This window comes from Paenibacillus gallinarum (genome assembly GCF_014836635.1).
Classification (GTDB): domain Bacteria; phylum Bacillota; class Bacilli; order Paenibacillales; family Paenibacillaceae; genus Paenibacillus; species Paenibacillus gallinarum.
The window spans coordinates 148,133-170,073 of the sequence record NZ_JACSQL010000010.1 but is presented as its reverse complement, the minus strand read 5'-3'; the positions used below and the strand labels follow the sequence as shown (position 1 = coordinate 170,073).

Sequence of the window (21,941 nt, the reverse complement as noted above, 5' to 3'; positions counted from 1 at the left end):
GTTTGTTGCTATCCGTTTTCATAAAAAAATAGAAAAAGACCTCCCTATTAAAAAGGGAAGCCTTACATTTCATTATATTGCAGCTGACTATAGCGGAACCTTCCACTGATAATCACCGGACCCTGTTTGAATTTCAATTCCTTGCGCAGCCCAGTTAACCGACATCATTCCTTCTTCTTTTTGATAAGATTCAACCCATTCCTGCAGCTCTGCTTGTGGCAGTGAACTCGGCACCCTAATCAGGGCTGTCGTATTGGATGGAATACTAACCTCAATAATTATATATTCATCTTCTATGCGCCATGCTGATCGAATGAGACCGTACTCACTCTCATAACTCGCTTCAGCATTAGTAATACCACTGTTCTCCTGTATCGCCGGCTGAATTACCAACTTTTTGTATCCCGGGATATGAGGATCACGATCCAGCCCCGCAACAACCCGGTACAAATAATCCCCAATCGCACCATATGCATAATGGTTAAAAGAATTCATATCCCGGCTCCAGAAAGAACCATCTTCTTTGATGCCATCCCAGTGTTCCCATATCGTAGTCGCTCCCTTAATGACGGGGTACAACCATGATGGATATGAAGTTTGCATCAGCAGACGATACGCTGTATCGGTATATCCCTCAGCTGACAAAGCAAAACACAAATGTGGCGTACCTACAAAACCAGTTGTCAGATGATCATCTTTTTCTTGGATCAATTGGTTCAACCGCTGCGCTATTCTTGCCTTCGTCTTACCTTCTACCAGTTCAAATGCGATAGCAAGTGCATGTGCTGTTTGGGTATCGGCAGTGAGCTTTCCTCGTGGAGTAACATATTCCTCTTGGAAAATATTCACAATCCCGCGGTGTAATTCCGTATACTTATCATAATCTTCACGATAATTAAGTACGGCTGCGGTGTCCCTGACGATTCTTGTAGAGTGAGCGTAGTACGCAGTAGCAATCAGATCTTTGGGAGTAGCCCCATCATAGCTGTTTTCATGCGCGTCTAGTCCGAGCCAATCACCAAAATGAAATCCGGTATTCCATAGGTAGGGTTCATCTCCTTGATCCCTAATATATTCCACCCACGCCTTCATACTCTCATACTGTTCTTCAAGAATTCTTTTATCTCCATATTGTTGATATATAGCCCAGGGTATGATGGTAGCGGCATCTCCCCATGCCGAAGATATCGGTATATTCCCAATGGAGGGAATAACAGAAGGAACGCTTCCATCTTCCCCTTGATCTGCCTTAAGATCTCGTAGCCATTTTGTAAAAAATGGAGCGCCTTGATAGTTAAACAAAGCCGTATTTATAAAAACTTGTGCATCTCCTGTCCAGCCGAGACGTTCATCACGCTGTGGACAATCGGTAGGAACATCTACAAAATTACCGCGTTGTCCCCATAGAATATTGGATTGAAGCTGGTTTAGGAGTGGATGTGAGCAATGGAAGTGGCCTGTGCTCGGCATATCCGAATGCATCACTTCACAAGTAAAAGACTCCAGCGGCACATGTTTTTCTAATCCAGGGTAGCCTTCAATCTTCACATAACGAAATCCCTGAAATGTAAAATGCGATGCATAGCTTTCAGGTCCATTTCCCTTCGTGATATACTCCACTTGTTGTTTCGCCCCGCGTAAGTTATCCGTGTAAAAATTCCCTTCTTTGTCCAGTACCTCAGCATGAGACAGCCGAATTCGCGTTCCTTCTTCTGCCTCTACCGCAAGGCGCATACGGCCAACCATATTCTGTCCCATATCCAGAACATAATCTCCTTCTGGTGTGACAACATAGCTGACTGCTGGGCGAGATTCTGTTATTCGAACAGGCTCATTCTCTTGTGCCACCAGATTTGCAGGCACTTGATCTGTAACGATCACTTCATACCAGGCGGCATCGTTATAGTTACTTCCTGACCATCCCTCTTTTTCAAGCCTGGCATCATATCGCTCACCGTGATAGATTTCAGCATATTGAATAGGTCCTGTACTTGACCTCCATGTCGGATCGGTAACGATCAGATCCTCTGAACCATCCTGGTACTTCACATATAGCTCAAGCCGAGCGGCACGTGTACTTCCATAATGTCCCTTGTGTCCTTCCCAGCCAAGTTCCCCCTTATACCAACCGTCTGCTACGATTAGTCCCACCGCGTTGATTCCATCACGTAATTCCTGCGTGACATCATAGGTTTGGTATTGCAAACGGTGTTGATAAGAAGACCAGCCGGGTGTAAGTAGATCTTTTCCTACTCGCTTTTCATTCATATATAGCTCATATAGCCCTGCACTGGTGCAATATACACGGGCAGCAGCTATATCTTTTTTTAGTACAAATGATTTTCTTAACAGGAAAGCCGATTCTTCTGCGGGATTAATCATTGCTGGGTGAGGTGTAATCCATGAGGATCGCCACTCTTCACCACATAGAAAAGCCGTTTCGAAAAAGTCAGGATCACTCCATAAAGATTCGTTCCCCTGATCATCCCAGACCTTCACTCGGTAATAATAACGAGTTCTGGACATGAGTTCCGGTCCTTCATAAGGAATAAGAATGGCTTCTTCGGAGTCTATTTTCCTCGTATCCCACAGCTTATTCGTAAAAGAATCATCCTCTTCTGCCACTTGAATCTGATAGGCACTTTGCAGCACACCTCTCCGATCAGATAACGTCTTCCAGCTAAACCTTGGTTTTCGAATATCGGTACCGAGTAATTTCTGTCTGTACTCTACAGATGTTTCCTTTACACACCATACTTTCATGCTCATCTCAACTCCTGTTTCACCGTTTTTGAATGCCATGTCTATGCTGGTTGAGTAATATGGAAATCGCTTTCATTTTAGCATAAAAAAAGATCCTTTCTGCATAAAAGCAAGAAAAGATCTTTTTTATTTTTATTGTTCCTATTTATTCGAATTTTAGAATTCCGGTTGAATGTAAGAATACGAATATCATCAGAATCGGTGCTACATAACGAAGCATGAACAGCCAGATGCGGAACCATTTTGTTGTAAGGCCCGCTTCTTTTGCAGCCGTCTTCCAAAAGTACCCGGCAAATAGAGTAACAATAAGTCCGCCAAGCGGAAGCAGCCAGTTCGAAGCAAAGAAGTCTACATAATCAAAGAAATTTCGTTCCCCAATATTAATTTGCATCAGACCCATGGAAAGAGCTGACGGGATACTCACCAAGAAGATCAGCAGGGAAATAATCCATACCGCATTATTACGAGTCCAGTTCCATTTTTCCATCGCATGCGTAACCGGTACTTGAAGCAAGGATACTAGAGAAGTCAGGGCGGCAATTGCCAGCAAGATAAAGAACAGACCTCCGAACAACCAGCCCAGCGGCATCGCTGAGAAAGCAGCCGGCAAAGCTACAAATACGAGTCCCGGACCGGAACTTGGATCAATCCCAAAAGCAAATGTGGTTGGGAAGATAATTAGACCCGCTATGAAAGCGTAGATTAAATCACCTGCACCTACGGCTAGGGTAGCCGTTCCTAGCGATTGATTACGGTCCACAAATGCTCCGTAAGTAATCATCGTCCCCATTCCTAGAGATAGAGAGAAGAAAGCATGTCCGAGTGCGACAAGTCCGGCCTCTGGAGAAAGCTTAGAGAAATCAGGAGCCAAGAAGAAATTCACACCTTCCATCGCACCTGGCAGTGTGACCGAACGAATCATAAGAATGACAAGCAGAACAAGCATTCCAGGGATGAGTATTTTGTTAAACTTCTCAATTCCGTCAGATATCCCCTTTATAACAACCAAAGCAGCGATCAGCATAGCAACAAATGCCCAGATTAAAGGCAAGTAACTTCCTGTAAACTTAACAAACTGAGCATCGAAATCTACTCCCGCCGTCATCTGACCGCTAAAGGACAGTACTGCATAGTGAAGAGTCCAGCCGGCTACTAAGATATAGAACGTCATGATTAGGAAAGGAGCAATAACGGAGATAAATCCTAGTTTCCCCCAAATTCTCCCTCCCCCTGCTTTTACGAAGGATGAAGCTGCACTTCCCCGGCCTGCCCGGCCGATTGCCAGCTCAGCAAGCAAAACAGGAAGTCCTACTGCAACCAGACATGCAATGAATAATAGAAAGAAGGCTGCGCCTCCATTTTCCCCCGTGATATAGGGAAATTTCCACATATTACCAAGTCCTACTGCACTACCAATAGCGGCTAGTATAAATCCTTTTGAGGATGAGAACCGTTCACTGGTTCCTGTGCCTTTTTCGTTTGTCTTATTTGGTCCCATGAAGCCCTCCATCTCGGTTAATCCGTATTTAAGTATGACTACTAAATAAATAATAATGTATTATACAAGATAGAACTTTAAACGTATATATGTAATGTTATGTTAAATAACGAATAAGTCTTAATACCTAACTAAGTGACCGGTATCTGCATTCAAATGAAAATATTAATTCTGAATCATCAGAAAAAATAAAATAGAGGCAGTGTGTTACTGCCTCTATTTCTGCTCGTTCTCTTCGTTCTCTTTTATTTAACTGTTTTCAAGTAAGCTTCCTTGTATTCAGACATCAATTGGTCGCCGCCTTGCTTCTTCCATTGTTCTATCGCTGCCTGCCAGCCGGCTTCATCAATTTGACCCATAATGTACTTTGTCTGTGCATCGGTGGCCATCAGCTCCAGCTCCTTACCACGTTCCGCATAGATCGCAGAATCTAGTGTCAGAGCAGGGTTAGGAACAATAAATTCATCGTTTTCTTTTACAAACTTTTGACTCTTACGGAACAAATCCGGTTGCTTCGCGAGTTTTTCAATGTTGTAGTTCTCGTTGCGGTTCGGCATCGTATCACGGTAAGGCTTCACTTCTTTCAGATCCGCATCACGGTCCAGTACCTCCGTTACATCGCCTGCATCCTTCCAGTGTTTGTTCTCTACCCCTTTAACTAAAAGAGTCGCCATTTCGGGATCCATCAGCTGGTCAACAAATTTCAGGATGAGCTTCATTTCCTCTTCTGTTTTTACTGTCTTCTTAGGAATAGCCAGGAATCCTGCGTTGCCTGTCTCTCCTGGAAGTCTGCGTCCTTCCGGACCGGTTACCGGTGCCACGTCAATGACTGCTTCCGGAACGTTCTTGATGACTTTATCCTGCCAAGACTGGGCATTTCCTCCGGAGAAGCGAATACCCGCACGGCCGGATTCGTATAATTTATCAATTTCGCTCGTATCTACCACTGCAAAATCCTGATTAATTAATCCTTCTTCATACAGACGTTTTACCAGATTCATGGTTTCAAAGTAAGGCTCAGTCATGAATTCCGGTGTGAAATTACCTTCTGCATCAACTGCCCATTTGTTAGGTGCACCTTGTGAAACGGCGAGACGAGTCAGTGTTGAGGCCGCTTCCTGATTGTATTTTTTATCAAATACAAGGCCATACGTGTCATCTTTTCCGTTCTTATCTGGATCTTCCTTAGCAATCGCTTTCATAACGTTGTACCAATCATCTAGTGTAACAGGAGCTTGAAGCCCAAGCGTATCGAGCCAATCTTTCCGGTAGTGTAACGTCGCCCGTCCCAGGTCACGGAACAAAGGCACCCCGTATATTTTACCGTTTACGTTGATGTTATTATAGAAATCTTCGCTCTGTGCTGCCAGGTTAGGGTAATCCTTAATATAGGGTCCGACTTCCCAAAACTGTCCATTTTTGAGTGCTCCGATCGTTGTCGGATTATATCCGAGCTTGATCAGCTGAGGAAGCTCTTCCGAAGCGATCATTACATTCACTTTCTCATCATAAGCAGAAGCTGGAATCCACTGGATATTAAGATCAGTATTCGTGTACTCCATAATTGCTTTCTCGATCTCATTCCCTTTTGTCGGAATCTCCCCTACCTGATTTACAACATATTTCAGTGAATAAGGCTTACTTCCATCAATCACGACGGCCTCTTTTCCACCGCCACATGCGGATAATACCAGCGCAGCAGTCATAACGGAAGCGGACAACAAATGAACTTTCTTTTTCATCTTTTTTCCCCCTATATCAAATGATAATTTAACCCTTAACTGAGCCTAGCATTGCTCCTTTAGCAAAATGTTTTTGCAGGAACGGATATACGACCAAAATAGGAATCGTTGCAAAAACGATGACTGCCATTCGAATCGTCAGCGGCTGTATTTCCGCATCGTCAATATTGGTATCCCCGATACGGCCCGATGCGAGAATAACGATCTCACGAAGTAATACCTGAATAGGCCATTTCGTATTGTCATTGATATAAAGAATCGCGTTAAAGAACTGGTTCCAGTGTCCAACCGCATAGAACAGACCAAAGGTCGCCATCGCCGGTAAGGATAAAGGCAGGACAATCCGAATGAGAACACCTAGATCATTACATCCATCGATTTTTGCTGAATCTTCCAGTCCATCTGGGATTTGCTGAAAGAAGTTTTTTAGCACGATAAGGTTAAATGCACTGATTGCAGTAGGAATCATTAAGGACCATAAGGTATCCGTTAGATTGAGCGCTTTGACAACAAAGTAAGTGGGGATCAGTCCGCCACCGAACAGCATGGTGAACAGAACTCCCATCATAATCGTCCTACGTCCGCGAAGATGTCTTTTCGCCAGCGGATAAGCCATGAGCGAAGTGAACACCAGATTAATGAACGTACCGACTACCGTAATGTAAATCGAAACCATCATACTTCGCATCAGTGTATCGGTAGAAAAAATGTAGCGATATGCTGAGAGTGACCATTCCTTCGGAAAAAGAATGATTCCGCCTTGAGCCACTTGAGCAGGGCTTGTGAACGAGACGGCAAGCACATAAACAAAAGGTAGCGAACATGCTAAGGCCACTAAAAGTAGCAGCGAGTTGTTGATGATATCAAATAGCCGGTTTCCGATGGTTTTATCTTGGTTCATTGCATTTGACCCCTTCCTTTAGTAAACGCCTTCTTCGCCAAACCGTTTAGCCAGCCAGTTTGCCGAGACGACAAGGACCAGTCCCACAACCGATTTGAATAGTCCAACAGCTGCAGAGTAGCTATACTGCGCCTGGGTCAACCCTTTCACATAGACGTACGTATCAAATACTTCACCTACATCCCGAGTGGTTGGGTTCAGCATCAGGAAGATTTGCTCGAAACCGGAATCGAGGAAATTACCGAGCCGAAGAATGAGCAAAATAACAATGGTACTCTTAATCGCAGGCAAAGTGATATGCCACAGCTGACGCCATCTTCCCGCTCCATCCATTCTCGCTGCTTCATATAGCTGAAGGTCTACGCCAGCAAGTGCGGCAAGAAAAATAATGGTCCCCCAGCCGACTTCTTTCCATATGGATTGAGATACGATCATCGTTCGGAACCATTCCGGATCCTGAAGAAAAGCGATTTTCTTACCTGTTAATTGGAATAAAAACTCATTAATCAGTCCATTCTCCGTCGTAAAGAGCATGTAGAAAATACCTACTACCACAACCCATGATACAAAATGCGGAATATACACTAAGGTTTGGACAAATCTTTTATAAAAAGAAGATCTAACCTCATTCAGCATCAATGCCAGCATAATCGGCAATGGGAAAAAGAAAATCAAGTTATACAACGCTAGAATTGCTGTATTACGGAACAACATCCAAAACTGCGGTTCACCAAAAAATCTTTCGAAATGCTTGAAACCCACCCATGGACTGTCAAAAAAACCGAGGTAAGGTTGGTAATCCTGAAAAGACATCGAAATGCCGTACATGGGAACATACTTGAAAATAATAAAGTAAGCTATGCCCGGCGCTAACATGAAATACAACCATCTATCCCGGATCAGATCACGCATGACCGCACCCTTCATCTTAGATTTAGGTACGAATGCATCTCCTTGCTCCGGATTATGTAACGTCGATTCGCTCTTCATTTGCGGTGGTTACCTCCTTTGTCGCTTGGTGTCCTGATTATGACAGTCAGGAATCAGTGCAAGCTATACCTACGAGGCAACCTCCACACAATGTGAATCTAACATCCCTGATTCCCCCTGTCATTGCCGTACTTATGCGCAGCAGGCAACCAGTGATATGCAGGGTACAACTTTATCATTTTTACTGCTTATATAAAAAAGCAGCACCCCGAAAATTCCGGTATGCTGCTTTTAAGAAAAGAAAGTGAATCCATCCATCTTTCTTCAGGCATGATCTACGGACTTTCCTTCTGTTTCCATTCGCGAACTGCTTCGCTCTTCTCTATATTGACCTGGTGTTGATCCATACATTTTACGGAATGCCCGGATAAAGGCACTGATGTTTTTATATCTTAATTTCTCACCAATCTCCGAAATTTTCATATTTGTCGTCTCCAACATGTGTTTAGCCATCTTCATTCGGAACTCACTTACGTAATCGCTAAAGGTATGTCCTACCTCTTTCTTAAATACACGGCCTAGATACACCGGATGAAAATGAAGCTCAGCTGCAATCGCTTCGAGTGTGAGTTCCTGATCATAGCGTTCGTGTATGATGGATACAATTTTTTCAGCCGCGCTGACAAACTGATTCTCCTGCCGTTCTTGCAGCAGACTTGCAATCGGTGTAAGCAGCCGATTCTGGAACCACGACCTAATCTCCTCGTGAGTCTGAAGTTTTAGGAACCGCTCAATTGTTTTTTCTCCTTCAATGATCTTATGGACAGGAATTCCTTGTTCTTGAACAATCTGCACAATTCGCATCATCAGCTGTAAAAGTAGAATTCGTCTCTCTTTTGCGTAGCTATTTTTGTGCAATACAGCAGACAAATACTGATCCAGCATTCCCAGGGTTTTCTCAAGATCAGCTTCTCGCAGAGAGTGTACAAGCTGCTCTTCAAGCGGTTTGAGATGTCCATATACCGCCGTTTCGCCTGACGCGCGTTTGTCAATTTCTTCAACACGAACTATCATGCCGGAACCAAGGCTGTTTCTGCAGCGCAGCGCTTCCAGACTTTCCCCATAAGCGATGACCGCATCTGCTATATTATGAAAAGGTCTGCTCACCCCGATACTAATCTGCAACTGTAGATATTCCATTGCTTTGGCTTGAATCATTTCAGCTTGTTCTGCCGCATAATTCAAAATTTCTTCTTTGCTTCCTTCCGGGTTCGCAATCAAAGTGATCTGAGTTCCACCAAGCAAAACGGGACTAAATCTACGATCAGGGGGCAGCAATTCCTCTACGATATTATTTAGCGCAAATAATAAAAGTTCACGATCCTCATCTGCGTACCTCGTATAGGATAGATCATCAATTTGTACGGCAAAGACTAACAGATGCTCCCATTCTTTTGGGAAGCCATACATATCGGATCGCTGAATCAGCTCTTCCTCCGACATTTGCCCCGTGAAGAGTTTAATAACAAAAAATTCGCGTAAATGCCGGATTTGTCCTTGCATTACGTGTTTAAGTTTACTTTTGGTAGAAGCCAGTGTCTGGATTCCTTCCTGAATCAGCACTAAATCGTCCTTCTGCTCTATCATGTCTGATTCTTCATTGGCTTCTCTAGTCAGCTGCGTCAGATAACGAATCGGCTTATACATGCGCTGGCTGCCAAAGTATGAAATTGCCGCCACTAGAAGCAATATAGAAACACAAACAGCGATGGTCATTAGACCGATCGACTGGGATTCCTTTGTCACAGCGGCAATCGACGAAACAGAAACATACACCCAGTCGTTGTAATTAGAAACACGGTAACTCACACCGAGTTTCTGACCGCCTGACTTCGTGTTTAAAAAACCGCTGGAAGAAGATGATTCCCTAATTTGTTCTCTTATAGCACGGTTAATCTCTGCATACTCGTTTTTTTCCGAAGCGGAAGAGAGAAACATCTGACCTGAGGCATCCAAAATATAACTGTTTCCGAGTTCCTTACTCTTCGTCAGCACTCTTCTTATCTCATCTGACATCACGCGGACAACAATCATGCCTTCCGGTTTATCCGTCCCCGCGAGCAAAGGCAGTTTATAGATCAAACTTATCGTTTCCTCTGGAACCTCCAGCGCATCCATTGAGTTATCACTGCCTGGCTCCGTTTGAGCTATGGGCTGAGTTTTTGCTCTTGTATTCCACATCAGCCCCTTAGATTCACTTGCATAGGCTTCAAATTCATCTAAATTCGGTAATTCCTGAAGCTTTCGGAGTGCAGCAAAATGAATCGCCCATTCTTTTTCAAATTGAATAATATACGTATCTTTAATATCAGCCGAAGACCGCAGATTCGCCATTTCATTCGTAAGCTTTCGAACGGTAACGAAGTCTTCGCTGGTAAGGGATTGATGAAAGGCCTCCTGAACCAAAGCCGTGTTTGCAAACTGCGTGACTGAATCTTCTAACGTATGCAGCATTTGCTCTACTTGCATTTCGGTCTGTTGTAACACAAGCATATTGGCTGCCTGAACTTTATCCTTAACATCTTGAGAAGCAGTGATGTAGGAAAACAGGCCGATAAATAGGGTAGGTACCGCACCGAGTAAAAGACAGAATACCAAAAGCTTGATCCAATAGTTGCGCATGACTCACCCTCCACCTCTAACCCAAGCTTAACTATTATGATAGCGTTTACAATGTTATTTGAAATAATTATTCATTAATGACAAATTATACTATATATTTCATTCGACATGACTTATATGACTCCTTTTTACTTGCATCAATTTGTTATATACAAAAAATAGAGGCACCCTGTCTGCTTTTAAGCAAACGGGGTGCCTCTATCCTCATCATTTTCCTAATTAGTGAACCAATTTAATTATCTTTTCCTTTTTTCACCGTTACTGTAGTCTCGGCAAGTGTCCGGTTACCTGCATGATCAATCGCTTCATATACGATCGTATATACACGCTCTTTCGAACCACCTTTTACTTCAGCACGAAGCATAAATTCAAAATCAGGAGTACCAAACTCTGCTTCTTGAATATCTGCTCTTTGGTGTCCTTCATGTTTATCTTCATCACTGCTAGTAATCGACACTAGATTGATATTCGCTACTCCAGAAAGGTCATCTTCAGCAGAAGCCGTTACTTTGATCGCTTCCAGCTTGTTGCCCCTTGGGTACAATACCGGCTTATCAACGGAAAGAGTTAACTGCGGTGGTGTCTGATCGATTTGTTCTTGTGTATTAAACTGAATTGTATATTTACGTTCACTTCCATCTTGTGCAGTAACCGTAATAAGAGCCTGCCTCGAATCCGCGTCCGCCTGTATAATGTCCACTTTCGCATAAGCAGAACGAACCGCAGCTTCTAGTAGAGGTACATCCTCACCAGCTCCCACTGTAACTTCATAAGATAAACGGCTTGCATCAAATTCTGGCAGCGGCTGGCCGCCGATGATGATCGAAGATAAAGCTGTATCTCCGTCTGGAACGGCAATCATAGAGGCTGGGTTCCATCCATCATCTCCAGCAAGAATATGTTCAGGAGTGAGCAAAGATGCTTCCTCATATGTTAGCTGTGTTGACCAAGTGTATCTTGCCGATGGATTCGCGCCAGGACCATAACTCGCAAATTCCCCATAGCGTGCTGTCAATTCATTCGTAGGATTTCTCCAGTTATCCCATCCCGTTGGTTCAATGTGATCACCGAGTTCACTGTTAATGACATATACATTAGAATAAGGTCTCCACGGACGTCCCAGAGGAACTGTACCCGTAAGTCCTGGTTCTGCAGTGAATCGGCTATTCAAAAATACATAACCTAGTTTGTCTTCCGGGGTTGATGCCGCTGTGACGTAACCATCATTCAGACTGTGAATAACACTGTTCTCAAAAACAACAGTTGCTCCGCCAAAGATAAAATCAACATCCCCTTCAATATAACTGTCTACAAAATACTGACGACCATCATTGGCATAGAAGGTATCTTGATAACCCTTCAGATTTACTTCCCGGAATGTCATACGATCTCCTTTGGTATACAAGGCAACCGCCTGACCGGCGTCATCTCCTGCATCATTCATAATCGTTAATCGCTCTGCTGAATAGTCGTTTGCCAGCACCTTGAATCCAGAACTATTGGAAGTTCCCATTGGCAAGCCGTCGGCTCCCGGGGTACTCGCACTGTCGCCATACACGAGAACGGTACCTTCCCTGCTCTCCCCAATCATCCGAATGTTCGGTTTCGTGGCCGGAAGGACCAATTTCTCGCGGTATGTGCCGTTCTTAATATAAATAATCATCTGAGATGTATTTTGATCTGGTACTGCATTAATCGCCTCTTGTACGGTCTGATAATCTCCGCTTCCGTCCAGTGCCACAGTAATACTGCGGGCTGGAATATCACTGACGGGAAGTGAAGCTGCGCTTTCTACTCCCCCGATGACGGTAGATACAATATAGTAATAAGACTCTCCGTTCGTAAGGCCTGTGTCAGTAAAGGAAGTCTCTGTCAAACCATCCGCGATGGTTAGATAAGTGCCGTCTTCAGACGAGCTTCTTTTCAGTGAATACGTATCTGCTCCCGCTAGAGGCTCCCATTTCAGGGTAAGCCGTTCATTGCTCGGCACAATCATAACCCCCTGAGGTCCTGTCGGTGGTGATCCCTCGCTTTCTTGAGGCTTCACAACAACCACTTTCGATCCCAAACTACGCGAATCCTGATTTTTGGCGATTACCTGATAATAATAAGGCTTGCCGCTAATTACATTCGTATCCGTATAGGATGTGGATTCGGCAATCCCTAGTTCCTCGAATGGTCCATCAGCATATACAGCTCGCTGTACGGAATAGTTCTCAGCTGCATCCACAGCAGTCCAAGAAATAAGGGCACCCTGAGAGATACTTTCGCCTGTTATCTCCGGCGTTCTCAGCTGTAGAACAGGTGTAACTTGAACAGGTTCACTATCGGGTCCCTCACCTGCAACACTTGAAGCAGATACCGTATAGTAATATGCCTGACCATTTACAAGACCGGAATCTCGATAGGAGGAACCGCTAATTTTACTGGCCACCACCTCGAAAGGTCCTGTCATGGTCTGACTGCGTTTCACTGTATAAGTCACTGCCTGTGTAAGCGGCTGCCAATTCAGATCAATCTGACCACTCCGGGCAGCAGCGGTAAGTCCGCTTGGAGCATCTGGTTTCACTGCGCTTGCGCTCGGCAGTGCTGTCGCCTGATTGGATAGGCCGCTCTCTCCAGCGGGTCCTGTTGCTGTCACTACGTAATAATAATTGACTTCGTTCTTAACGGTTTCATCGACATAGCTAAATTCGGTCAGTCCTTTTGCTAGTATCTCATAAGGACCGCCATCTTTTTGACTGCGTTTCACCGTATAAGAAGCAGCTCCTGCAGCCGGCTGCCACTCGAGTTGAACTTTTCCATTGCCAGGCAAAGCTTTAAGTCCTTTTGGAGACGCTACAGGTTCGTTATACACTTTTAGGTTGTCATAATAGATGGTACCCTTGCCGCTTCCCGGCATCTTGCCCATGATGCGGCTGATTCCACTAGCTCGCACATCCGCTTGAAGCGGTACATCATCTGCACTAAGAGCATGATCAATATAGATATCCGCAGTCTGTGCAGTGATGTCCACCGCTACCTTCACATTATACCAGCGGTTATTTTCCGGACGGTCTGCAAGCTTATAGTCCGCTCCACTGCGTTTATATACGAAAGTGTCCGTTCCTTCTGCCGCTGGCTGGGTTGGTTTCCGGATTTCAATGGACAGCGGAATCTTGGTACCTGTCTCATCCTGAAGCTGAAGCAGGACGGAAGTACCCGGCCATGATTCGGACATCACGTCAGCTTCTACAACAAATGCACCTGTCTGTTTTGTAAACTGCCGAGTGAATTGGGTATTCACAGGCGCGTTATCATAAACTTTTAGACTCTTCGCCGATGAATTTCCTGTTGAACTTGCTGGAGTATCTACCACAGTTACTGTATGATCTGCATCCTGTGGATTGGGAAGAACTACATAACCTGTAGGGGTGGCTCCGAGTTCAGCCTCTTCAAAGTTATCATCTACCACATGGATTGTTCCAACCGATCCTGTCGGAATCGCGCTTACTTCGGAAGAACGGAAGCTTTCGCCGCTTGCGTTCACGGTTGTCAAAACATAATAATAAGCAAGCCCTGAAGTCAGACCCGTATGAAGGTACGAAGAACCTGTAACAGCGGATGCGACCTGTTCATAAGGTCCACCAGGTATCGTACTAGAATAAATATGGTAACTCTCCGCCTGAGGAACTTCATTCCAAGAGAGTTTCACTTGCTGATCTCCAGCCTCAGTCTTTATTCCCGTTGGTGCTACAGGATAATCAGCTTTTAGGTTCTTTGCCTCTGCTCCTGTTAACCTTGAAGTATTATATTTCAGCACCTCATCATTTGCTTTAGAGGCATCTGCTGCAAGACCGTAATATACCTTTTCATTCATCGGAAGAGTGATGGTATCCAGCTGTGTCCATTCGCTACCGTCCTTTGAAGTAAGGGCTGTAATTTTGTCATCCAGGCGCATAAGTTTGACCCAGTAAGGGGTATTCACAAAAGCTTCTGGCTCTTTCGTAACTGCATTTTTTCCGCTGGCAGTTCTCGAAATGAGGACCGTTTTCTTTCCTTCTTTAACGTATGGAATCATCAGAGCTGCCATCTTGGAACCCGGCTCAAGACTTTCACGAATCATCACACCCGCTTCAGCCTCATTATCTGTTCCTGTGATGTGCTCTATTTTTGCTACTATTTCACCGTTACCGACAAGTTCTTGGTAGGCAAAATGAAACGAATCGGCAGGACCACCGATATCTCCGGCGCTTTTCAATGTAACTTCTGAACTGTCCGCACCGATTTGAAGATGACCAGCGATTCCCGGATTTCCAATATCCTTTGAAACCCATGGCTCTGTGTTTCCTTCTGTGTTGGCATGGATCGTCACTTTATCTGACTGTGCAGCGGTTCCCGTATTATCGATTGCTTTGGCCGTTATATAAAACGTACCATCGGGTATGTCCTTCCATTCAAAAGAATACGGCTCTGCTTTATCTTCCCCAAGCAGCTGATCCCCTTGATAGAACTCTACTCGATCAATCAATCCATCTGGATCCATCGCTTCTGCCGCAATGGTAACCGAGTCTCCTGCTGCAATCATCGTATTATGCGCTGGTAAACTAATCGTAACTACAGGACTCACGGAACCATTACTGACGATTCCGTTTAGATATACCTCTAGGTTCGTATATCCAGACTGCTGCGTCCCATTTCGATCAGAAGGATCGTTAGGATTCAGCCCGTGCTGAATCTCCCACACATTCGGCATTCCGTCCCTGTCATCATCCGCTAGATCAGACTTCACAGACGCAAATTCCGGGTACCCTCCAACCTCTTTCTGAGAATTAATATGTTCCCCGGTCCGTTCCGCTGTATCTCTGATGATCCTTGCGTCAACGGAGTCTCTTCGCGGTAGCACAGCACCTGCTCCTTCGAGCACGCTCTCATAAGCATCCGTCGCGGTTTCCGGTGCAGATGGGTTTGGCATTACGATCGGTGTATTCAGCTTGGAAGCTGGGTTACGAACAATCGGTACCCCTTTCCAGTTATCACTTGTCACTTCTTCTGAACCATCTACATAGTTGCCGCCAATATATATTTTCGAGCCTTCATGAACTTCCTGAAAAATATTGTCGCGGACCGTACGATAAGTATTTGGTCCATATTTATAGTAATTGTCTCGAATGTTGTACTGCCCGACTTCCCCTCCATAAGTGGAGAAAAATCCCCAGTTATAGATTACGTTATTATAAAAATCTACGTTATCTTCTGGAGATTTACCCGGAAGTCGAGGATTTCTGCTGGCATTATGGGCAATCAGGTTATGATGGAAGCTTGCATTCTTTCCTCCCCATATCCCGCCATATCCATGTCTGCCTTTAAAATGTGTGGTCATCAGCATACTTTCAGAAACGATGGACCACTGAATCGTTGTATTTTCGTTATCATAGACGCTGAGCACCTCATCAACTGACCAGCTGAATGAACAGTGATCAATGATAATGTTCTTGTGGTAACGACCACCAAAAGCATCATCTTCATTTACATAACGATCTCCCAGACGAAATCTCAAATAACGGATGATCAGATTATCACCTGCAAAAGAAGTGGTGTAATCCGAAATCGTTATGCCTTCTCCCGGTGCGGTTTGCCCTGCAATCGTTAAATTAGAACCCGTAATTTTGAGCGGGGACTCCAGATGGATGGTTCCTCCCACTTCAAATACGATGGTTGCATTGCTTTTAGCTACTGCCTCTCTTAGTGAACCCGGTCCGCTGTCTTTTAATGTAGTGACATATACCGTTTCACCGCCACGTCCGCCAGTTGTATACATGCCTCCGCCCTCTGCTCCAGGAAATGCCGGCAGAGCGGGTGCTTCTGACGAAACATCAGACGTTGCCGCAGCAGCTGGCTGCATAGATGCAATAAGCGATAGAACAAGCAGCAGCACACCGAGTTTTTTCATCATTAACCAATCCCTCCTCAAATGAATAGCTTCCTTGCTTTACATCCTCCTTACCTCCCTGATATGAACTTTCAATGATTTTTGTCTCAGAGATTAACCTCATTATCAGTCAGGGTAACACTTACAAGCTATATATCTGAAGCAACCTACTGAATCAGAATAGAAGATCATATGTAAGCGTTATCAATAAAGTTGTTTCCTGCATATTTCTTGATCATTTCTGCACATCACTACATTAGGACAAAAAAAGACCCCTCTTATGTACCTTATATACTAGAGGAGCCCTTTCCCTATTTACTTATTGTTTCGATGCTTAGTGATCGTCTTTCCAACTTCCGCGAGTATGCTGTCCAAGGAAGCTGGATCATGCACATCATACTCATCAATGTTTAATTTCAGCACAGGACAAGCGTTAAATTCTCCGATCCATTTCGCATAACGTCCATGCATTTCTTCCCAATAGGCCGGATCTGTCTGGATTTCCATCTCGCGGCCGCGTTCTTTAATCCGGTTCAAGATCGATGGAAGGCTTCCTTCGAGATAGATAAGTACATCTGGATGAGGGAAATAAGGGGTCATCACCATTGCTTCAAATAAGCTAGTGTAAGTCTCAAAATCAGTTACACTCATCGTACCTTTGTCTGCATGCATTTGAGCAAAAATTCCGGTATCTTCATAGATCGAACGATCTTGAACATACCCTCCCCCTGCTTCAAAAATATTTTTTTGCTCTTTAAAACGTTCAGCCAAAAAATAAATCTGAAGATGGAAGCTCCATCTCTCAAAATCATGATAAAACTTCTCCAAATAAGGGTTATGATCCACCTTCTCTAAAGAGGTTTTGAAATGAAGTCGATCCGCAAGTGCAGCGGTTAAGGTAGATTTTCCTACACCTACGGTACCCGCCACCGTAATCAAAGCATTTTGCGGAATGTTGTAATCGTTCATTGAATGTACTCCTTTATCTCAGACACAATCAGGTCAAATTGCTCAGGACTTGCGACAAAATCGATCTGATTACCGTCAATTGTAATAATTTTTGTATCTGGCTCTCGCTCAGCAAGAGACGTCATTGCTTCATCGTAATCTATAATAAGCTGTTCCAAATAAGCGGGGTCCATCTTCTGTTCAAAAGAGCGTCCGCGTTTGGCAATTCGTTTAAGCAGCGTATCAAGATCCGCTCTGATATATATAATAAGATCAGGCTTCGGAAGATCATCGGTAAGGATATGATAGATCTTGCGATACTTTTCTCTTTTGACACCCTTCAGCGTGCGCTGTGCAAAAATCAAATTTTTATAGATATGATAATCGGAAATAACTCTTTTCTGATGTTGGATATAGTTCGTCGTCGTGTCTTCCAACTGCTTATACCGATTACACAAAAAGAACATCTCGAGCTGAAAGCTCCATTCATCTATGTTTTCATAGAATTTTCCGAGAAACGGATTCTCTTCTACAATTTCTTTTAATAAAGGGATATCTAGTTCCTTGGAAAGCATGGACGAAAGCGTCGTTTTTCCAGCTCCTATAGGACCCTCAACCGCAATAAACATGCCTTTTGTCATGTGAATCCTCCTGTTATATTCGTAACCGATATTACCGTCATAGAGAATATATTGTATCACAGAATATCTCTTTTCGGAGCGATTAAAAAAAGGAAGAAACCATTACAATTCCCAATCCACAAAAATGGTGTAAACAGCAAAAAACCACTCCCATGCAAACGCACTGGAAATGGTGTGAATGATTAGCTGTTTTCTACTTCGATATCACTTGATATACCTCTGCATACAAGGTATCCCGGTAAGACTGAAACTGTTCCTCTGTAAGCAGACTTGGATAACTCAGCAGCAGCAAAGGGAAATCGGGTTGCCCCTCTCGAAGCGGCGGCTGTACATACGGATAGGAATTCACATGAAAACCAAGCCGCTCATAAAAACCAATTCTTCTTTGTTTTATTTCTTCATCCGGCGGCTCTACTTCCAGCACGACCGGCTTATTCGTTTGCGCTATAAAGTCCATCATCAACTGCTTGCCCTGCCCGCCACCGCGAATGGATGGTTTTACGGCAATGTGCTCTACGAAACAGAATTCATCAAATTCCCAACCGCCCAGAAAGGCGATGACCTCACCCAGGTCATTCTCTTTGGTGAGTAGTCGATAGCTTGCATTCGTAAGCAAAGCTTGCTGTCCTTCAAAAGAGCGATATTCAATCAGAGGAAACGATTCCTCCATAATGCTATACACCTGTTCAAATACATGGGACTGAATCTTGCTCATAAAGTCACTTCCTTCTTGTTGTTACCTTCATTCATCCTCACTTAAGTTAGCACCAGTCTATCATTTGACGTAAAGCTTATCCAGTTCTGCCGAGTACGGAAGCAAAAAAAATAACCCGTGCCACGAAATTGGCCGAGTTATCTTCTATCAATCTTCCTAGTTCACATCAACACGCGGCGACTTTTGTCCACCGTGAGAAGAACGTGAACTTCTCATCATACCGGATACCGTAGTGAAAACTTTATCACGTGCCGTTTTATTTTTCATCAAGTACGTTACCCCAGCACCGACAGCTGTTAAAAACAAACCTCTTTTTTTCAACATTTCAATTTCCTCCTTCGTAAGTAGTATGGTTACCTTCTTGTTTGAAAATTACCCTTCTTACAGAATTCGAAACGCAAAGAGGTGCCTACTTTTCTTCCTGAAATAAAATCATCTAGAAGATTTCATCTGTTTCTATTGAGCTTTCGAATCTCGTGATCGTATGCATTGTATCGCCTATAAGCTGTTTCCATTTAAGCTCATAAAAAACTTCTGTGTTCGGATTATCTTTAAAGAAATCTTCATTTGCCGAAAAGGATACCTCATACACCGTTGTTTTTAATTTTCTTTCAAGCACGGAGATGTTCGGCTCCGACAGTGCCTGCTTTGCACCCAGCGGCAACCTCATTTCAACAGTGATCGGCTCATTCGACTCATTCGAAAACTCGGCTATTCCTGCGAATTCTTTGCCTTTCTGTTCCAGATGTGAATACACAAGGGTGCTTACTTTATTAATCTGCTCATTATCGTCATCCCATTCAGCGAGGTCAGCTTCATTCTCTTCTTCCAGCTTATAAATGATTTTATCCTGCTGCCATTAGACTTGTTAATCGTTTTCTCATCTTGTTTTGTATCAACCTTTCGGGATAGAGTACGTTTATCAAACTCCCAGTATAACAAAACGAGTCTCATCACTCTTCTTTTTTCCGTTCAGACGCTGTATGTTTTGCCTTCGCTTCGGCATCGAGTTCTCTAATACTCCGGTTAAGTCTCAGTAAAGAGCTATCTAGTTTATCAAGACGTGACCCGATGGTTTGCAGAACATAGCGAAGTAGAATAACACACACTGCCATTGGGAAACCTATATTCGTAATGAGATAGACCATTTCTTCCAAGTTCAGATTTTCCATTGTTCATTCCTCCTTTATTAAGAAAGGAAATAAGAATGGCTATTTTACAACCTAAAGCAGATAAAAAATCAAGTACTGTTGTTATCAGAACCAAGAGTTCATGATCATCGCAATAAAAAATTCAAAACCAAAAATGGCTACCAATATTATCGGTTCACTGATAATATTGGTAGCCACTTATAACTTGCTCTCTTTAATTAATATGGATCAGCTTCGTGGCTGTTTTTCACCGCATCCACTGTAGCTTCGTTTTCGGCTAGTGAACCTTGACGATATTTGGATTGGCCTGCTTCACGGCCTGGAAGCTTGTTATCCATCTTACTTTCCTCAAGTTCTTTTTGTTTCTTCTCAAGCCCTTCCCGCACACGGCGGCCATAGTCTTGATCCGCCTCAGTAAAGTGTTCGATCATGGCATCTTGAATTAGTTTGTCACAGACGGCAAGAGCTTCGGATAGGTTCTTGATGAGTTCATCACGTTCCCAGTCCTCGAAATTACGATAGGTTTCACCTGCTTGACCATAATTGTTCGGCCGGTCAATAGGAGCACTCATCGCCTGCGCATTATACGTTGGGCGGTGCTCAGGACGTCCTTCACTAGTTGCCTCTTGATATCCGCCAATCATAGATGGTTCATAGTTAACATGCGGATTGTTGCCCGACTCTTTTGGATCACGAATATCCATTTGTCCGCGATGCTGGTTCGTCCGCACAGGTACTTTGGGTGCGTTTACCGGTAATTTAAGGTAGTTCGCGCCTATACGATAGCGCTGCGTATCCGAGTAGGAGAAGGTACGTCCCTGCAGCATTTTATCATCGGAGAAGTCCATTCCGTCCACCAGAACCCCCGTACCGAAAGCAGCTTGCTCAATCTCTGCATGATAATCTACCGGATTACGATCCAAGACCATGCGCCCTACCGGCAGCCACGGGAACTTGTCCTCCGGCCAAAGCTTCGTATCATCAAGGGGATCAAAATCAAGTTCAGGATGGTAGTCATCCTCCATGATTTGTACATATAGCTCCCATTCAGGATAATCCCCGCGTTCGATCGCTTCATACAGATCTTGTGTCGCATGACTCACATTTTTCCCTTGGATAGCATCTGCCTCTTCTTGAGTTAAGTTGCGAATGCCTTGTTTCGGCTCCCAATGGTACTTCACGAGAACAGCCTCACCCTTGTCATTCACCCATTTATAAGTATTTACACCAGAGCCCTGCATATGACGGTATGTAGCTGGGATACCCCATGGTGAAAATAAGAAAGTAATCATATGGGTAGCTTCAGGCGAACGGGAAACAAAGTCAAACATCCGTTGAGGATTCGCTACATTGGAAGCTGGATCTGCTTTGAAGGCGTGAATCATATCCGGGAACTTCATTGCATCACGGATAAAGAAAATTTTCAGGTTGTTACCTACCAAATCCCAGTTGCCATCCTCTGTGTACATTTTTACGGCAAATCCGCGCGGATCTCGTGCTGTCTCCGGTGAATCTTTGGATCCTGCCACAGTGGAGAAACGAACCATGAGCGGTGTTCTCTTCCCTGCACCCGAAAATACTTTCGCACGGTGTATATTTTTCTACAGGTTCATCTCCTACTTTACCGTAGGTCTCGAAATATCCAAATGCTCCGGCTCCACGTGCGTGAACCACACGTTCTGGCACTTCTTCTCGATCAAAGTGGGATATTTTTTCAATAAAGTGATAGTTTTCAAGCGTTGCAGGCCCCCGATTTCCAATGGTACGGATGTTTTGATTATCCGTCACCGGATGTCCCTGACGGGTGGTTAATGTCTCTCGTTTCACATCTTGTCCGGTTGTCGTGTTCTTATTATTGTCTTCTGCCAAAATGTAAACCTCCCTAATTAAAATAGTCCCTCAAGCCTTGTAGAATGAAGGATTATAATGAGAATAACGAATCTGTTTTCATTCTTATTCTTCAATATTTATTACACTCAGTCCGCTCTTTATGAACCGCTCAAATGAGTCAAATTCACCAAGAAATCTCCTTCTACATCATATCTTCATCATTCATTAA

13 protein-coding genes and 1 pseudogene are annotated in these 21,941 nt (G+C 44.0%); all 14 read right to left on the bottom strand.

The genetic code is table 11. The features are described 5' to 3' along the window. Positions 1–87 precede the first annotated feature (87 nt). Positions 88–2,802 carry an alpha-L-rhamnosidase gene (locus tag H9647_RS19190; protein WP_225229415.1) on the bottom strand — a complete coding sequence of 905 codons (2,715 nt, stop codon included), beginning with the start codon at positions 2,800–2,802 and terminating at the stop codon, positions 88–90. Positions 2,803–2,908: 106 nt separating this feature from the next. Continuing rightward, complete coding sequence (locus H9647_RS19185; RefSeq protein WP_191802980.1) at positions 2,909–4,261, bottom strand: sodium-dependent transporter; 1,353 nt, start codon at positions 4,259–4,261, stop codon at positions 2,909–2,911. A gap of 245 nt (positions 4,262–4,506) precedes the next feature. Next, entirely contained in the window at positions 4,507–6,003 is a 1,497-nt protein-coding gene (locus tag H9647_RS19180) for an extracellular solute-binding protein (protein ID WP_191802977.1), read from the bottom strand. Positions 6,004–6,031: 28 nt separating this feature from the next. After that, on the bottom strand, positions 6,032–6,904 hold the full coding sequence (locus tag H9647_RS19175) for a carbohydrate ABC transporter permease (protein ID WP_191802975.1): 873 nt from the start codon (positions 6,902–6,904) through the stop codon (positions 6,032–6,034). Positions 6,905–6,922: 18 nt separating this feature from the next. Further along, positions 6,923–7,894: an ABC transporter permease gene (locus H9647_RS19170; protein ID WP_191802973.1), complete on the bottom strand. Its 972-nt coding sequence runs from the start codon at positions 7,892–7,894 to the stop codon at positions 6,923–6,925. Between the two features lie 264 nt (positions 7,895–8,158). Next, positions 8,159–10,516 (bottom strand): helix-turn-helix domain-containing protein, encoded by a 2,358-nt coding sequence (locus H9647_RS19165; RefSeq protein WP_191802971.1) that lies wholly within the window; start codon positions 10,514–10,516, stop codon positions 8,159–8,161. A gap of 232 nt (positions 10,517–10,748) precedes the next feature. Beyond that, on the bottom strand, positions 10,749–16,451 hold the full coding sequence (locus tag H9647_RS19160) for a pectinesterase family protein (RefSeq protein WP_225229414.1): 5,703 nt from the start codon (positions 16,449–16,451) through the stop codon (positions 10,749–10,751). Between the two features lie 291 nt (positions 16,452–16,742). Next, the gene (locus H9647_RS19155) at positions 16,743–17,396 is read right to left on the bottom strand and encodes a deoxynucleoside kinase (protein WP_191802969.1); all 654 of its coding nucleotides are present in this window, start codon (positions 17,394–17,396) and stop codon (positions 16,743–16,745) included. After that, positions 17,393–18,016 (bottom strand): deoxynucleoside kinase, encoded by a 624-nt coding sequence (locus tag H9647_RS19150; RefSeq protein WP_191802967.1) that lies wholly within the window; start codon positions 18,014–18,016, stop codon positions 17,393–17,395. Before H9647_RS19150 ends, H9647_RS19155 begins: the two co-directional genes overlap by 4 nt. 193 nt (positions 18,017–18,209) lie before the next feature. After that, positions 18,210–18,731 (bottom strand): GNAT family N-acetyltransferase, encoded by a 522-nt coding sequence (locus H9647_RS19145; protein WP_191802965.1) that lies wholly within the window; start codon positions 18,729–18,731, stop codon positions 18,210–18,212. Positions 18,732–18,887: 156 nt separating this feature from the next. Then, positions 18,888–19,055 (bottom strand): hypothetical protein, encoded by a 168-nt coding sequence (locus H9647_RS19140; protein ID WP_191802963.1) that lies wholly within the window; start codon positions 19,053–19,055, stop codon positions 18,888–18,890. Between the two features lie 112 nt (positions 19,056–19,167). Next, on the bottom strand, positions 19,168–19,488 hold the full coding sequence (locus H9647_RS19135; RefSeq protein ID WP_191802961.1) for a hypothetical protein: 321 nt from the start codon (positions 19,486–19,488) through the stop codon (positions 19,168–19,170). 196 nt (positions 19,489–19,684) lie between these two features. Then, complete coding sequence (locus H9647_RS19130; protein ID WP_191802959.1) at positions 19,685–19,903, bottom strand: hypothetical protein; 219 nt, start codon at positions 19,901–19,903, stop codon at positions 19,685–19,687. A gap of 197 nt (positions 19,904–20,100) precedes the next feature. Then, positions 20,101–21,751: pseudogene (locus tag H9647_RS19125) on the bottom strand (catalase). Positions 21,752–21,941 lie beyond the last annotated feature (190 nt).

Coding starts and splice junctions, on each gene's coding strand:
- H9647_RS19185 (WP_191802980.1), bottom strand. CDS start 4,261: ATGGGACCAAATAAGACAAACGAAAAAGGCACAGGAACCAGTGAACGG.
- H9647_RS19130 (WP_191802959.1), bottom strand. CDS start 19,903: ATGGAAAATCTGAACTTGGAAGAAATGGTCTATCTCATTACGAATATA.
- H9647_RS19155 (WP_191802969.1), bottom strand. CDS start 17,396: ATGAACGATTACAACATTCCGCAAAATGCTTTGATTACGGTGGCGGGT.
- H9647_RS19150 (WP_191802967.1), bottom strand. CDS start 18,016: ATGACAAAAGGCATGTTTATTGCGGTTGAGGGTCCTATAGGAGCTGGA.
- H9647_RS19165 (WP_191802971.1), bottom strand. CDS start 10,516: ATGCGCAACTATTGGATCAAGCTTTTGGTATTCTGTCTTTTACTCGGT.
- H9647_RS19190 (WP_225229415.1), bottom strand. CDS start 2,802: ATGGCATTCAAAAACGGTGAAACAGGAGTTGAGATGAGCATGAAAGTA.
- H9647_RS19180 (WP_191802977.1), bottom strand. CDS start 6,003: ATGAAAAAGAAAGTTCATTTGTTGTCCGCTTCCGTTATGACTGCTGCG.
- H9647_RS19145 (WP_191802965.1), bottom strand. CDS start 18,731: ATGAGCAAGATTCAGTCCCATGTATTTGAACAGGTGTATAGCATTATG.
- H9647_RS19140 (WP_191802963.1), bottom strand. CDS start 19,055: ATGTTGAAAAAAAGAGGTTTGTTTTTAACAGCTGTCGGTGCTGGGGTA.
- H9647_RS19170 (WP_191802973.1), bottom strand. CDS start 7,894: ATGAAGAGCGAATCGACGTTACATAATCCGGAGCAAGGAGATGCATTC.
- H9647_RS19175 (WP_191802975.1), bottom strand. CDS start 6,904: ATGAACCAAGATAAAACCATCGGAAACCGGCTATTTGATATCATCAAC.
- H9647_RS19160 (WP_225229414.1), bottom strand. CDS start 16,451: ATGATGAAAAAACTCGGTGTGCTGCTGCTTGTTCTATCGCTTATTGCA.